This window comes from Hymenobacter sp. NBH84 (assembly GCF_014217645.1).
Classification (GTDB): Bacteria; Bacteroidota; Bacteroidia; order Cytophagales; family Hymenobacteraceae; genus Hymenobacter; species Hymenobacter profundi.
Genome location: NZ_CP043644.1, coordinates 3510157 through 3524029, shown reverse-complemented (window position 1 = coordinate 3524029; position 13873 = coordinate 3510157). Strand labels below are relative to the sequence as shown.

The 13873-nt window shown below is 56.1% G+C and carries 10 protein-coding genes and 1 tRNA gene; 4 read left to right on the top strand and 7 right to left on the bottom strand.

The features are described from left to right. Window positions 1-28 precede the first annotated feature (28 nt). From F1C16_RS14845 to F1C16_RS14835, 3 genes are all read right to left on the bottom strand, one after another. Window positions 29-337 carry a hypothetical protein gene (locus F1C16_RS14845; RefSeq protein WP_185281408.1) on the bottom strand — a complete coding sequence of 103 codons (309 nt, stop codon included), beginning with the start codon at window positions 335-337 and terminating at the stop codon, window positions 29-31. Window positions 338-722: 385 nt separating this feature from the next. Further along, window positions 723-2222: a S8 family serine peptidase gene (locus F1C16_RS14840; protein ID WP_185281407.1), complete on the bottom strand. Its 1500-nt coding sequence runs from the start codon at window positions 2220-2222 to the stop codon at window positions 723-725. A gap of 380 nt (window positions 2223-2602) precedes the next feature. Next, window positions 2603-2675 (bottom strand) — tRNA-Gly (locus tag F1C16_RS14835). A gap of 126 nt (window positions 2676-2801) precedes the next feature. Between F1C16_RS14835 and F1C16_RS14830 the strand changes: the two genes are divergently transcribed. The 4 genes from F1C16_RS14830 to F1C16_RS14815 all read left to right on the top strand — a co-directional run bounded on the left by F1C16_RS14830 (window position 2802) and on the right by F1C16_RS14815 (window position 4986). Next, window positions 2802-3029, top strand: coding sequence for a hypothetical protein (locus F1C16_RS14830; RefSeq protein WP_185281406.1), 228 nt, complete (start codon window positions 2802-2804; stop codon window positions 3027-3029). 8 nt (window positions 3030-3037) lie between these two features. Next, entirely contained in the window at window positions 3038-3253 is a 216-nt protein-coding gene (locus tag F1C16_RS14825) for a hypothetical protein (RefSeq protein ID WP_185281405.1), read from the top strand. A gap of 13 nt (window positions 3254-3266) precedes the next feature. Then, on the top strand, window positions 3267-3803 hold the full coding sequence (locus F1C16_RS14820; RefSeq protein WP_185281404.1) for a GNAT family N-acetyltransferase: 537 nt from the start codon (window positions 3267-3269) through the stop codon (window positions 3801-3803). Between the two features lie 184 nt (window positions 3804-3987). Further along, window positions 3988-4986, top strand: coding sequence for a hypothetical protein (locus tag F1C16_RS14815; RefSeq protein ID WP_185281403.1), 999 nt, complete (start codon window positions 3988-3990; stop codon window positions 4984-4986). A 10-nt stretch (window positions 4987-4996) separates the two neighbouring features. On the opposite strand, the gene F1C16_RS14810 is transcribed toward F1C16_RS14815, so the two are convergent. From F1C16_RS14810 to F1C16_RS14795, 4 genes are all read right to left on the bottom strand, one after another. Continuing rightward, entirely contained in the window at window positions 4997-7069 is a 2073-nt protein-coding gene (locus tag F1C16_RS14810) for a glycoside hydrolase family 65 protein (protein ID WP_185281402.1), read from the bottom strand. A 31-nt stretch (window positions 7070-7100) separates the two neighbouring features. Next, on the bottom strand, window positions 7101-8918 hold the full coding sequence (locus F1C16_RS14805; RefSeq protein WP_185281401.1) for an alpha-glucosidase: 1818 nt from the start codon (window positions 8916-8918) through the stop codon (window positions 7101-7103). 140 nt (window positions 8919-9058) lie between these two features. Next, window positions 9059-10624, bottom strand: a complete 1566-nt coding sequence (locus F1C16_RS14800) for a RagB/SusD family nutrient uptake outer membrane protein (RefSeq protein WP_185281400.1) — start codon at window positions 10622-10624, stop codon at window positions 9059-9061. An 18-nt stretch (window positions 10625-10642) separates the two neighbouring features. Next, window positions 10643-13690, bottom strand: coding sequence for a SusC/RagA family TonB-linked outer membrane protein (locus tag F1C16_RS14795; RefSeq protein WP_219159033.1), 3048 nt, complete (start codon window positions 13688-13690; stop codon window positions 10643-10645). Window positions 13691-13873 lie beyond the last annotated feature (183 nt).

Genomic DNA, 13873 nt, shown 5'->3' with positions numbered 1-13873 from the left:
AAGAAGGGCGTGTTACCGAGGTAGGCAATTACGGACTGGCTTCTTTCTCTTTCTTCGTGCCCCAGCCTTTGGGCAGCGGCAGCGTGAAAACAATGACCGGATTGCTGGTGCGCAGCTGTTTAGGAGCAGTGAGCGTTTTGAGTTTGTCTTTCTGCTTGGAGAATAGCGTACTAGCGTAGTCGCTCAGCGTCGCTATGGCGGTAGGCACCGTCACGCGCACCACTAGATCCTGCTGCTCTTTAGGGGGCGCCACAGAGTGGGGTGCACTCTGTGCCTGACTGCCGCCGGCTGCCAGCAAAAGCCCAATAAGCAGAAGAGGTATGCGAAAGGCAGCCATAGGAAGTGTATTAGCGCCTTAAATATGCCACGAATAAAAGAGGATACCCAATGCAGAGAAGAGGAAAAACATTGCTGTGCGCTTGCTAAACCCAGCAAGTAAGTGCCGAATCGTGTATTGCAAAACGTGTAGCTGTAATTTGATTTAAATTCTGATAGTCAAGCGTTTATTTGTCTTATTGCTAGAATAATAACGAGTGTGCTTTTCGTGATAAGAGTACCTATACTAAGGAAAACTAGTACAGAATGCTTCAGAAAAAGCAGGTAAGTTGGGCAGTCTTAAAGTGGGGTTAGGTTCTGAGGTAATCAGGCTAGTCAACAAAAAGCCCCGCCGGCAAATACCGACAGGGCTTTTCTTCGTTGCGTATTTGCGCGGTGCAGCAGGGCTATAGTGCCTGAGATACTGCACGGAAGGCATTTACGCGGCCGTGGCCATAGGCGGCATCGCGGCCGGGCTTGCCTAAATCATCAGCAGAGGCGCGCAGAACGGCTTTCACGCGTGCCGGGTCCATCTGGCCACCATTTTTACCAATGATGAGGGCAGCTACCCCAGTAGCGTGAGGAGCGGCCATGCTGGTGCCAGCCATCCAAGTGTACCCACCGTTTTTGGCCGTGCTCAGTACCATATCAAGCGCCCATACGTACTGGCGTACGCCTCTGAAGACTACTATCTCGCTGCCAGGGTAGGCAAAATCGCCGCCGGGAGCTGCAAAGTCGATAGCCGACGTGCCGTAGTTGGAGTACGAAGCCAACCGATCCAGATTCGTCGTGAGCGGATTTAGCGCCCAGCCCATGGGGCCAGTGGCCGAAATAGAGATAACGCCCGTAGCATCGGCCGGAATGTGCACCAACGACTGATCCTTGTTGCCGTCGTTGGCATCGTTGCCCGCCGATGCAATGATGGTAACGCCCTGCTTGGCAGCATAGCTGGTTACCTTGCTGATAGCTACCAGTAGCTCCTGCGTGCCTTTGGCATCGTGCTCGATGAAGTCATCCGATGGATCGTTCGGCGTACCGTTGTTATTCAGAAACTTACCATTGCGTAGAATGGCCGCACCCAAGCTCAGGTTGATGACCTTGGCATTGTTCTGCACAGCATACACAATGCCGCTCATCATCCAAGAAAACGAACCTGATCCGCTGTCACGCAGTACTTTAACTAACAAAAGCTTGGATTTGGGTGCTACCCCAATAACACCAATGTTGTTGTCGGCCGCGGCAATGGTACCGGCCGTGTGGGTGCCGTGGCTAGAGCCCGCGCCACGAAACTGAGCATCCTCGCCGGGTACAAATGAAACGCTACCCACGATGTTAGACTGTAGGTCGGGGTGGGTCAGATCGAAGCCGCTGTCTAAGTCGGCTACTACTACCCCCTCGCCTTGCGCGCCCGTGTTCCAGGCCTGGGGTGCCTGAATGGCCGTGTGGCCCCATTGCAGCGGGAAGTAGGGGTTACTGTCGCCAGTGCTGGGTGGGTTTACGTTGTTGGCAGCCACATCGGCTGAGCGCTCTTTTTGCGGATCGAATGCCTGGTAGGTGAAGTCGCGCACCACGGAGCGCACGCCGGTAATTTGAGAAGCCTTAGCAGCAAATTGGGGGTCGTCGGAGGTAGCAACGGCAATGCCCGCTTCGCTAAGTAGCGAGGTAATGGTGCCGTTGGCTGATTCAGCCCGAGCGGTAATGTCGCTAGGCAACTGGTCGCCAGAAGCAATGATAATGTACCGTTTGGAGTCTAGCGTAACGGTGGGGCCATCCTGCGTGGCTTGCTGGGCAGTAGTAGCGCTAAAGTCCTCGGTGGGAGATAAGTCTTCTTTAGCGCAGCCAAACGTGAAAAGTAGGCCCAAGCTGAAAAGAGGAAGGATTTTGTGGGTAAGAGGTTTGGTATACATGAAAGGAAGTAAGAGTGGATAAGAATGCTTTGTAGCTTCTTGTTAACAAGCAGTTACAAAGCGTAATAGAGCCATTTTCCTCCTGTATACCTAATTAATCGAGGATAAAATATAACATTGTTTATATAATATAAATTAAAAAGGTACTATGTTTAGTAATACGTTGGCAATAAAAATCATATCAGTCAATACGTTATGCGCATAAGCGCTCATGATTGGATAATACATAGCTGCCAGACGGCAACGAATAATCATATAGCATAGTAGTGCGCCGGGGAATAGCCAAAAACCGGTAACAAGCTGGCTTTCTGCGAACATGCGCCGAGTTGCATGAAAAAAGCCACTTACCCGCGTTGGGATAAGTGGCTTTTAAACAACTGAGCGAGAAACGAGGCTCGAACTCGCGACCCTCAGCTTGGGAAGCTGATGCTCTACCAACTGAGCTACTCTCGCTGAACTACTTGGTAAGGCAAAAATACACCGCAGAAACCAATTTTCAATACTTGTGCGTATGGGTTTCTACAGGTTGCTTGCAAGGGCAACGCTTCTTTGGTTTCTGACCGCTTCTCCTTTTCAATTATGGCTGCAACGCCCAATTCCCGCTCCGGCGGTACTATTCATTTGCTGGTTGGTGGCGTGCTGCTACTGGTGGAGCTGTACTTGTTGTTTGGCCGCTATACCGAGTGGCAATCGGGTAACTTCAATACCTTCGGCTTCGTCATCAACATTGCCTTGCTGATTCTGGCGGGCTACTTTCTGCGGGCCGGTTGGGCAATGCGGCGCGGCAAAAATAACTTGCTGGATTGAGCCCTTTTGTGCCAAAACTGCTAGGCGTATTGGCGCTGCTACTGAGCGTCGCGCTACTGGTGCGCGTGTTGGTAAGCACCAGTACGTACCTAATGGCGCCCCCGGCAGCGCCTACCGCTAGCTTGGCCACTGGCAACACCATTGGCTATCTGCTGGCGTTGGCACTGGCCATACTGGTATCTTTGTGGCTCGGAAGATGGGGCATTCGTCGCCTTCGTCGTTGATTTCACAAAAGTTATGTCCTCACCCCTTCGCATACTGGTAGCAAAGTGCACCCCCGAAACAGCCGCGAAACTCGCCGCTTTGGGTCGCCAGACGTTTCATGAGACGTTTGCTGCCGATAATACCCCTACCGACATGGACGCCTACCTGGCGGCTACCTTCGGGCCGGAGCAGCAGTTGAGCGAGTTGCAAGATCCTAATGTCATTTTCTTGCTGGCCCAAATGCAGCAGGAGTTGGTAGGCTATGCCATGCTCCGGCTGAAATCGGACCTAGGCCTAGAGTCGGGTAAACCAGTGGATAACCGCCTGGAAATAGCGCGCCTCTATGTGCGCGAGGACTGGGTAGGCACCGGCCTGGGCGCTACCCTAATGCGCCGGACGCTGGAAGAAGCCCGGGTGCACAAGTGCCGCACGGTGGTGCTAGGCGTGTGGGAGCGAAATACGCGCGCTATTGGCTTCTACCAGCGGTTCGGCTTCAAAGAAATTGGCCAGCATGCTTTCACGCTGGGTTCCGATGTGCAGACGGATTTGATTCTGCGCAAAGGGCTATGAGGTCGGCCGGATACGATGCGTTCGGTGGCAACGTTACCTTTGCAGCGTGAATAATCTTGCTAGAAGTATATCTGTACTGAGAATAACCATGCCGGCTACCGGGCTAGAGGCGCTAGGCTGGGTAGGGTGGCTAGGCATGGTGCTGCTGCTGAGCGCGTGTTCAAGTCAACCTGAAAAAGCGACTATGCCTGTTCTGACTGGTCATTTTGAAGGACCGGTTACGTATCAGGGTACCGATTTGCGCGTGACGTTGGACGTGCGCGAAACAACACCGGGCCAGCTCCAGGCCGACATGCACTTCCCCGAAATTCCTGGTATCAGCTTTCCCGTGGCCAACCTGAGCTACCGGGAGCCGCAACTACACTTCGAGCAGCAACCGGGGCAGCCGGGTAGCATCACGGTAAATGCCGTGCGCGAGGGCGACTTCCTACGTGGTATTTTCACCTGGGACACCATCCAAACGCAGTTTGTGTGGGTGCGGCGCGGGCAAGCGGCCACGCGGCCCTACCGCGAGCAGTCGGTACGGCTGCCGGGGCTAGCGGCCAACAGCATGGCCTCGCTGCTGATTCCGCAGGATACGGCGCAGCGCTACCCGGCGGTGGTGATACTACCCGACCAGATTACGGCGGGCGCCGCCGCTACCCGCGCCGACTTGCTGGCCCGCCACGGCTTCGTGGTGCTACTCTTACCAGCCGTAGCCGCCGACTCAGCCAGCGCGGCCGATTCGGTGGCCTACCATACCGCCAGTGCCGGACTGGCCGCCTGCCGCACCGAAAGCAGCATCGATACGGCTCACGTGGGCTTGTGGGTGCGTGGTGCCAATGCGGCGCTGGCTACGCAAGCGGCGTTGCAAGCCCAATCCAAATGCCGGTTTGCGGTGTTGGAAGGCGTGCCCGTCGCGTCGCGTACCCAGGCGCAGCCGTTCCAGCTACTGGCCCGGCAGTTACCCGTGTTGGGCCTCTACGGCGCAGCCGACACTACCCTGAACGTACGGGAGAGCGTCCGGTACCTGCGCCCAGCGCTGAAGGGTAGGGCCAGCGCCGTACGACTCTACCCCAATGCCAATCGCAACCTGACGGTAGTAGGCTACACCAACGCCCAGGGCCAGTGGCAGTGGCCCCAACCGGCTCCCGGCTACGTGAGCGACTTATTGACCTGGCTGCGGCAGCAAACCGTACGGTAGGCTGGCAATATCAGCGGGTAACGGAATACGTTTTGCGCTGCGGGCCTACCCCCGTTATCCTCACCGACTGCCAGCCCGTAGGCAACGTGGTTTTGCGTTGCACAATGCCAGTAGGCGTAATGTCAAGCCCGCCGAATCCCATCAGCACGGCTTGCAGCACCCCACCCGCTCCGGTAGCGAAGTAGGGGTTCGTGCCACCCTTGGTCTCGGCAATAACCCGAAATGGCGGCAGCAGATTGGGCTCATATGCATCCCGGAAAAACTGCCGGGCCTTTGCGCCATCGCCCAGGCGAGCGTAGAGCAAGGCAAAAATGGCCTGGGTCATGGCGGGAGTGCCTTCGTTGGGCACGCGGGTTTCGTAGTACTCCAGGTCTTTTCTGATTTGCGCTGGGTCTGTAATCACCTTTAGCGGGTAGGCCAGCAGATTGACATCGCCCTGCTTGATGCCCTCGCCCTGGTAGGTGGCGTGTTCCTGCGTCACGCCGTTGGGTAGGCGCAGGATGGGAATGTTTTGGGCAACCAGCGCCCAGTCGGAGTTGGCGGGTAGGCCCAGCAGCTTAGCGGCAGCCGCGGCGTTTTGCAGATTTACTTTGGCCGCGGCGTTGGTGAAGGCATTATTGTCTACGTTTTCGGCCCACTCATCGGCAGCTACCACGTTCTTGATGTCATAGTGGCCCGGGCCGTTGCGCTCTACCCGGCTGGCCCAAAAATCGGCGGTGGCTTGTAGGATGGGCCAGCCCTTCTCGCGCAGCCACGCTTTGTCCTGGGTCACGCAGTAGTACTGCCAGGCGGCCAGCGCCACATCGGCCGAAATGTGGTGCTCAAATGGTCCGCTCAGCGCCCACACCGGTGTTTCCTCTACTCCCGTATCGGAGCTTTCCCACGGAAACATGGCGCCTTGGTAGCCGTGTGCAAAGGCATTGCGCCGGGCTGCTTCCAGCCGGTTGAACCGGTATTCAACCAACGACTTCGCAATTTCGGGGTGCAAGACCAGCAGGGCCGGGTACATCCACAAGTCGGTATCCCAGAATACATGCCCGTTGTAGCCCAGACCCGAAAGGCCCATGGGCGAAGGCGAAAAATCGGTACCGGCCCGCGAAAAGCTGTAGAGGTGGTAAAGCATACTATGCACGTCTTGCTGGGCCTGCGCATCGCCGGTAATCTGAATGTCGCTCTGCCACAAGTCCTGCCACGCTTTTTGGTGGAAAGCCAGTAGGCGCTCCTTGCCTTCGAGCCGGGCAAATACCGTGAGGCGCTCTACTTGGTTCAGCGGGTCGGCATCGTGGGCGGAGGTGAGGGTAGCGCCCGTCACGCCGTAGGTATAAGCTTGCCCAGCCTTCAGCGTCTTGCTGAACTTCATCAGGTGCATGTTGCTGTCCCACATCTCGTGAATGACGCGCGGCTCCTGCCCGTGCGGCTCCGAGAACAAAAAACTGGTGCTGGCACACAGTTGCAGCTTGCCAGTAGGGCTGCGGGCCGTGGAGGTAAGCAGGCTGATGGTGACGTGCGGCCGGTCGATTTCGTTGTAGTAGTTCTGCACGTCGCGCAACGCATCGGGCGCTTCCATCACACTGGCAGCCGTTAGGGCAAGGTCTTTTTTGGCGGTGATGGTTACGTCCATCAGCACGCAGTAGGGGAGGTGGCGCAGCGCACGGTAGGTGTAGCTAATGGTCGCTTTATCACCGTAGTCGAAGGTAGTGGTGAGCGAGGCGCCCCGCATATCGAGTTGCTGCCGGAAGTTGCGGGCATCAGCCGGGCCCAGCCGCCGACCGTCAATTTCCAGATACATATTCAACAGATTGAAACCGTTGAGAAAGTTGCTGACTCTGCCTCGTCCATACTGGTCGTAGGCCCCGGCCAACACCACGCTCTTCACCTTAAACGGCTCGGGCGACGACACCACGCCCAGCATGCCGTTGGCCACCGTCACACCGTAGTAGGCAGCGGGGTCCACTTTGTCGGCCGATAGCACCCAGGGGTCGGGAGTGGTTTGGGCGGTGGCAAGCAAAGGCATCAGCCCGAAAATAAACAGCGTTGCGGCACCCAGCGCACGCGACAGAAAAGCAAGTAGGGAAAGCAGCATAGAAAGAAAAAAGGGTAGAGGCAAGCATAGGCTACTGCGCCAAAGGTAGTACCACGGCTTGCCAGGGCTGGAGCATGAGAGTGGGCTCCATGGTAAAACCAGAGTAGTTGTTGAGCCAGGGCTGATCACTCGACTTCAGCCCTGCTGGCATAGGCCACCGCCGCACTTCCGATGAGAAATTGAGTATCACCAGCACCTTGTCTGGGCCCTGCGTGCGCGTATAGGCGTAGATGTGGGGGTTAGCGGCGTCGAGCAGCTGGTACTGACCATATACCAGCACGCGGTGCTGTTGTCGCATAGCAGTTGCCCGCCGGAAATGGGTTAGCACCGAGGTGGCATCCTGGTTCTCGGCGGCTTCATTAACGGTGTGGTAATTAGGGTTGACGGGTAGCCAGGGTGTGCCGGTGGTGAAGCCTGCGTGCGCCGTGCTGTCCCACTGCATCGGCGTACGGCTGTGGTCGCGCGAGAAGCGGCGGAGGTTTTTGAGGTAGGCAGCCAAGTCGCCGCCCTGGCTTTTCACCAACTGGTAGCCGTTGCGAGCAGCCACGTCGCGGTAATCTTCAATCTTGGCCAGTTTGGGGTTGTTGGTCATGCCCAGCTCGTCGCCATAGTAGCAGTAGGGCGTGCCGCGCATCGTCAGCAAGAAGGTGTTCAGGAGCTTGGCCGAGGCGGCCCGGAAAGCCGGCCGGTCGTCACCAAATTTACTCACCATCCGGGGCTGGTCATGGTTGCCTAGGTCGAGTGCCTGCCAGCCTTTGTGGGCAAAGGTGCTGTCCCATTTCGTGAACACGCGCTTCAGCTCAGTGAGTTGATAGGTATCGGAGTTGCTGCCCACGCCTGTGCCCTCAAAATGGTAGGTCATGCCCAACTCCTTGCGGGCAGGGTCCACGAACAGCATGGCCTCGGTGGGGTTGCGGCCGGCGCCCTCGGTCACGGTCATCAAGTTGTAGTGGCCAAGCACTTCGCGGTTCATTTCCTGCAAGTAGTCGTGCAGGTGAGGGCCATGATTGTACGCGTTGGCGTAGTTCTGCTCCGTTAGGCCCGGCATGGGCGGGAAGGTAGGATCCTTCGCCACAAACTGAAACGCATCCAGCCGAAAGCCATCAATGCCTTTATCGGCCCAAAACCGCATGATGTTGTACACTTCCTGGCGCAGCTTGGGGTTGTTCCAGTTCAGATCGGGCTGCTTGCGCGAAAAAATGTGCAGGTAGTAGGAGTTCGTGAGCGAGTCGTAAGCCCAGGCGTTTTTCTTCACGTCGAAGGTGCTGTAGCGCGCCGGGGGCGTGCCCTTCTCAGCGGGCCACCAATAGTAATAGTTGCGGTAAGGATTGGTGCGGGAGCTACGAGCCTGCTGAAACCACTGGTGCTCATCGGAGCTATGGTTGACTACTAGGTCCATCACTAGTTTGAGGCCACGCCGGTGCATTTCGCGAAGTAGTTCGTCAAAGTCCTGCATGGTCCCAAACTCGGGCATAATCTGGCGGTAGTTGCTGATGTCGTAGCCGTTGTCATCGTTGGGCGAGGCATAGATGGGGTTCAGCCATACGGTGCCTACCCCTAGGCTTTTGAGGTAGTCCAACCGCGAGATGATACCGCGCAGGTCGCCTACCCCGTCGCCATTGCTGTCCTGAAAGCTGCGCGGGTAGAGCTGGTATACCACGGTTTCCTTCCACCAGTCAGGGTTTTTGGTAAGGACTGTGGTATCTGCGGCGGCAGTGGCCGTAGCCTCTGTGCCGACTGCGGATTCCTGCTTGGAGTTCTGGTTGCAGGCTGTAGCTCCGGTCAGGAGTAGCAGGCCACTCAGCAGGCTACAAAAACTTCTCTTGTGCAGAAAAACAGGAAAGAGCATAAAAATCAGACAAGGAGCGAGGCATTCCGACTAAAAGCTTGGCTATTAGACTTTACATTCTGGCCACGGGGTAGGGTAGGGGCCAGAAAAAGCCCCCGACGTTTGGCACCGCGCCAAGCATCGGGGGCTTTTCTAGACGGTTAGTAGCCAGGATTCTGGGTGATATTAGAATTTACATCTACCTGGCTTTGCGGAATAGGATAGACTAGGCGAGTAGGGTCACTCACGGGCTTGTCTTTGCGTGCCAGTAGAAACTTGCCAAAGCGAATCATATCCTGTCGGCGCCACGACTCGCCATATAATTCCCGGCCGCGCTCCGCGAGCAACATATCCAGCGTGAGTGAGGTGAAGGCGCTGGCGCCGCGCCCGGGATCTGTGCGAATGGAGTTAACGATGGCCAGCGCGGTATTGCCATATTGGCCGGCACTGGTAGGCGTGCCGCCGCGCATAATAGCTTCGGCCTTCATCAGCAACACATCGGCCAAACGGAAGGTCACGTGGTCGTTCTCGCAGCCGTTGCCGCCTTTGGCCTCACTGACGTAGTCTACAGGGTACTTCAGCGGCCGGGCACCCTTCGATTCTAGGTCGGGGCCGGTTTCAAAGAGGTTGACTTCTTTTGTAAAGACCAATGGAGCGCCAGCGCGAGTTTTCACCTGCGCATCGTTGGTAAGGTCGTATTGTTGCCCAATGTAGAAGCCCACGTTGACGCGGTTGCCGGGGTTGGCTGGGCCGCCTTCGGTTTTGTAGGCCACGCCGCGGCGCTTGTCGGTCGCTTCAAACAGGTCATAGAATTCGGCCGTAGTAGCCGGGCCATTATAGCCATTGACGGGCAGCAGATTATAGTGAAAAACAAACTTCCAGAAGTCGCGGGTAGGGCCGGCGTTGCCGAACGTATTCTCCTGGGTAAAGATGTTTTCTCTGCCAATGGCCGTGTTGTTGGGGGCAAAGTTGTCGAAGACGCTAGGCGCAAATGAGTATTTGCCGCTGTTAATCACTTCATCGGCCAGCTTGATCACCTGGTTCATGTCGGCCGGGTCGAAAGTAGGGGCCTGGCGGTTGGCATATACGCCTTTGTTGAGGTAGCACTTCATCAACAGCACCCGAGCGGCATCCTTGTTGGCACGACCTGCGGGGCCGTCGGGTAGGTTGGGCTGCACGGTATTGATTTCGCTCACAATGTAATTGAGCAACTCGGTGCCGGTGCGCACGCGGGCCTTCATGCCCAGGTTCTCACCCGGGTCGCGGTACAGGGCTTGGTCGTAGAGGTCGAGGAGTAGATACATGGCCCAGGCGCGAATAAATCTCGATTCGGCCTCCTGTTGGGCGCTAGGACTAAAGCGCAGTAAATCGGTGGAAGAGTATACGATGCCCTCAAGCTGGGTGAAGGTCTCGCGCACCCGTTCGTTGTTGGGCGTCCAGGTATGGTTAAACAGCTCCCGCCACTTGCCGTTGTCATCCCAGTCAGGCCCACGAGTGGGCATGATCCGGGCATCGGTCGATACTTCTTCGAGGGCAAATACGCTCACGCAACCCTGAATAGGGTTTCGCTGGGCCTGATATACCCCAGTCAATAGGGCCGCGGGGTCGCCCGCCGGAATCTGAGAATCGCTTATTTGACCAGCTAGCTTTTCGCTAACGTCGCAGCTATTGGCCAATTGCAGCACGGCCAGGAGGACGGCTGCGCGGGTGAACTTATAATAAGCCATGGGAAGTAGAATGGAAGATTACAGCGAGAAATTAATGCCGAACGTAAAGGTCCGGGCGCTCGGGTAGGCCAAGTAATCAATACCCACAGAAGGCACTTGATTGGCGCCGCGCTTAACAGTGTTCACTTCTGGGTCGAAGCCGTCGTAGTTGGTCAGCACGAACAGGTTCTGAGCCGTGGCATAAATACGGCCCCCCTTAAACACCGGGCCGATATCGCCGAAGGCGTAGGCCAGCGTGAGGTTAGACATCTTCAGGTAGTTGCCCTTTTCAAGGTAGCGCGTGGTAGCGGCCGAGGGGTTGCCAACAGCTTCTTTCACCGGATTCTCGAAGGTAGAGAGGGCAATGTTCTTACTGGCCCCTATCTGGCCCACGTTGCCTACTGCGTTAAGCGTGTTGTTATAGATATACTGCCCGAACGCGCCGGTCATGTTGGCCGTCAGCGAAAGTTTGCCATACTGAACATTAGCACTCAGACCCAGCAACGTTTTGGGGTTGGGGCTACCCGAGTAGGCAATCGGGCCCGGCGTATTCGACAGTCCTTGCTCGTTGAGGCCTGTGTATTGAGGGAGGAAGAAAGAGTTGATAGGATAGCCATTGGTGATGAGCTCCGCCAGCACACCCGACAAGCCTTGTCCGTTGATGGCCCCAGTCGTAATAGCCGCACCTTCAAGGTCTTTTACCTCGTTGCGGATAAAAGTAGCGTTGGCATTTAAGCCCACGTTCACCTTATCGTTGTTAACAATGATAGTACCCAGCGCTAGCTCTACCCCTTTGTTGATGATTTTACCGTCGAGGTTAGTCCAGCGAATAGCTTGTACTGGTGGCGCGGGCTGGCCAGGCAACGTGGGGAAAAGTAAGTCAGAGGTAGTCTTGTAGAAGTAGTCAGCTGTAAGCGTAAGGCGGTTGTTGAATATGCCTACGTCAATGCCAGCATTGTACTGTGCGTCCGACTGCCACTTCAAATCCGGGTTTGCGTCGTTCAGAGGCGACTGTGCCCCGTTGTTATCGAATGAGTAGCGACCCTGCGAAGAGCCAGCCGGAAACTCTTGGTTGCCGGTGCGGCCGTAGCCGGCTCGCAGCTTCAACTGGGTGAGGCGCTCACTCGGGAAGAAGGACTCCTGGCTCAGGTCCCAGGCAGCGGCGAAGGACGGGAAGTAGCCTACCCGGTTGTTCGGCCCGAACTTGCTGCTTTCATCTCGGCGCAAGGTTCCCGTCAGCACGTAGCGGTCTTTATAGTTCAAGATTGCCCGGCCAAACAATGATTGTAATTGAGAGGAAGGGTCAATGAAAGAGGACACTGAGCGGTTACCAGCGGCCGAGTACTGAATGTAGTTGGTATAATCAACACCGAAATTACCGAATCCCCCCTGGTCGGGGTTACCGAAAGCATTCATGTTGGAGCCCTGGTTGGCAAACTTCGTGTATTCGTAGCCCAGGAGGGCATTGACGTTTACACCATCAACAACTTGCTTGTTGAAGGTTAGCGTATGCGCCATTTGCTGCGTCGTCAGCTCATTCTGGCCGATGCCGGCAAAGCCTTTGTTTTGTATATCACTGTAATTGATCAAGCGCTGGTCAATAGAGGTTCGCCGTTCGCCAGTATTGTAATTGACGCTCAGGAGCGCTCGGTACTGAAGCCAGTCGGTGAACTTATAATAAGGTGCTGCGCTAGCCAAAATGGTGGTTACGCGGGAGTTATCGTTGAAATACTCCTGCGCGGCCAGTGGGTTTACCACCTCGCCGGGCTGCACAAAGAGGGAGCCGTCGGCGTTGCGTAGCGGTTGAGTAGGGTTCCACTGCAAGGCCTGCCCAATAAGGCTTCCTTGAGAACCAGCGTCGGTGCTGATTGGGGCCAGCTGCTCACGGAACTGGCTAGTCGCAATGTTCACGTCGAGTCCTAGCTTCTTGCTTTCTAAAAATTGAAAATTGGTCGAGAGGTTGGCGCTGTACTTCTTGAAACCCGTTTTGTCCACGATACCGTTTTGGTCGAGGTAACCAATAGAAAGGCGGTAGCGGCCGGTTTCGTTACCCCCACTCATGGCTACGTTGTAGTTTTGCAAGTATCCGGTACGCAGAATGGCATCGAGGGCATTCACATCACCGCCCTTATCGTTAGCGGCTGGGGCGCCGTAGTAGGCTATGGCCTCCCGGTACTGGCTGGCATTCAGGAAAGCGGGCCGGCGCAGCAGCGAGGAGAAGCCGTTCGATATGCCTACGTTCAGTTGCGGTGCCCCCGATTTGCCCCGCTTGGTCGTGATAAGCACTACCCCGTAGGCCGCCCGCGAACCGTAGATGGCCGTGGCTGAGGCATCTTTAAGCACCGTCATTGACTCTATGTCGTTAGGGTTCAAGAAGTTGAGTGGATTGCTATCCGCGCCGGCGCCTAGCGCGCCCGTCGAGAGACCAGGACGAGCGGAGCGGCCATCGAGTGGTACGCCGTCCACCACATACAGCGGCTGACCAGTGCCCGTTACGGCCGAGTTTCCGCGAATACGAACAGTAGCTGGTCCGCCGGGCTGGCCGCTGTTGTTGCTCACCTGCACCCCCGATACCCGTCCTTGAATGAGTTGATCGGGCGAGGTGAAGGTACCTCTGTTGAATTCCTTCTCCGTTACGGTCGTCACGGAGCCGGTCACATCTTCTTTACGGGCTGTGCCATAGCCTACCACCACCACGTCGCCCAAAGCCTTGGAGTCTTCTTGCAAGCTGATTTGCACGGTAGACTTGCCCGTGATGTCAACACGCTGCGACGTGTAACCTACCGACGAAACCGCCAGGGTAGTGGTAGCGGCGGGCACCTGTAGCTCAAACGAGCCATCGGAGCCAGAACTGGTACCCACGGTAGTGCCGGGAATAATAATTGTAACACCTGGCAGACCGCTGGAATTGGTGTCTGTTACTCTACCCGAAATAGACCGAGTGGCTTGGGCCAGACCGGAAAAAGGGAGAGAGACAAGCAAGGCCGCCAGAACCATCAGCAAAGTTACGTGCCAGGTTTGGCGGCTACTCGTTTGCCGGGCCGTAGCTGGCACAGACGAGTGATACCACATGTAATTGTTGTTCATACGCTGAAAGAATGAAGTGTGGGAATTTTTTAGAAATCGTTTGAAATATATCGAAATCGTTTGCAGAAATCCTTTTCATAGCTGTATATTTTTTTGATATTCCTAGATAGCGAAGAATGATACTCGTTCCATAATTAGTTGATTAGGAGCAACAACTAGATGGTTTAGAAGCATCTGGCTTCG

Coding starts and splice junctions, on each gene's coding strand:
- F1C16_RS14840 (WP_185281407.1), bottom strand. CDS start 2,222: ATGTATACCAAACCTCTTACCCACAAAATCCTTCCTCTTTTCAGCTTG.
- F1C16_RS14830 (WP_185281406.1), top strand. CDS start 2,802: ATGGCTGCAACGCCCAATTCCCGCTCCGGCGGTACTATTCATTTGCTG.
- F1C16_RS14800 (WP_185281400.1), bottom strand. CDS start 10,624: ATGGCTTATTATAAGTTCACCCGCGCAGCCGTCCTCCTGGCCGTGCTG.
- F1C16_RS14845 (WP_185281408.1), bottom strand. CDS start 337: ATGGCTGCCTTTCGCATACCTCTTCTGCTTATTGGGCTTTTGCTGGCA.
- F1C16_RS14815 (WP_185281403.1), top strand. CDS start 3,988: ATGCCTGTTCTGACTGGTCATTTTGAAGGACCGGTTACGTATCAGGGT.
- F1C16_RS14805 (WP_185281401.1), bottom strand. CDS start 8,918: ATGCTCTTTCCTGTTTTTCTGCACAAGAGAAGTTTTTGTAGCCTGCTG.
- F1C16_RS14820 (WP_185281404.1), top strand. CDS start 3,267: ATGTCCTCACCCCTTCGCATACTGGTAGCAAAGTGCACCCCCGAAACA.
- F1C16_RS14795 (WP_219159033.1), bottom strand. CDS start 13,690: ATGAACAACAATTACATGTGGTATCACTCGTCTGTGCCAGCTACGGCC.
- F1C16_RS14810 (WP_185281402.1), bottom strand. CDS start 7,069: ATGCTGCTTTCCCTACTTGCTTTTCTGTCGCGTGCGCTGGGTGCCGCA.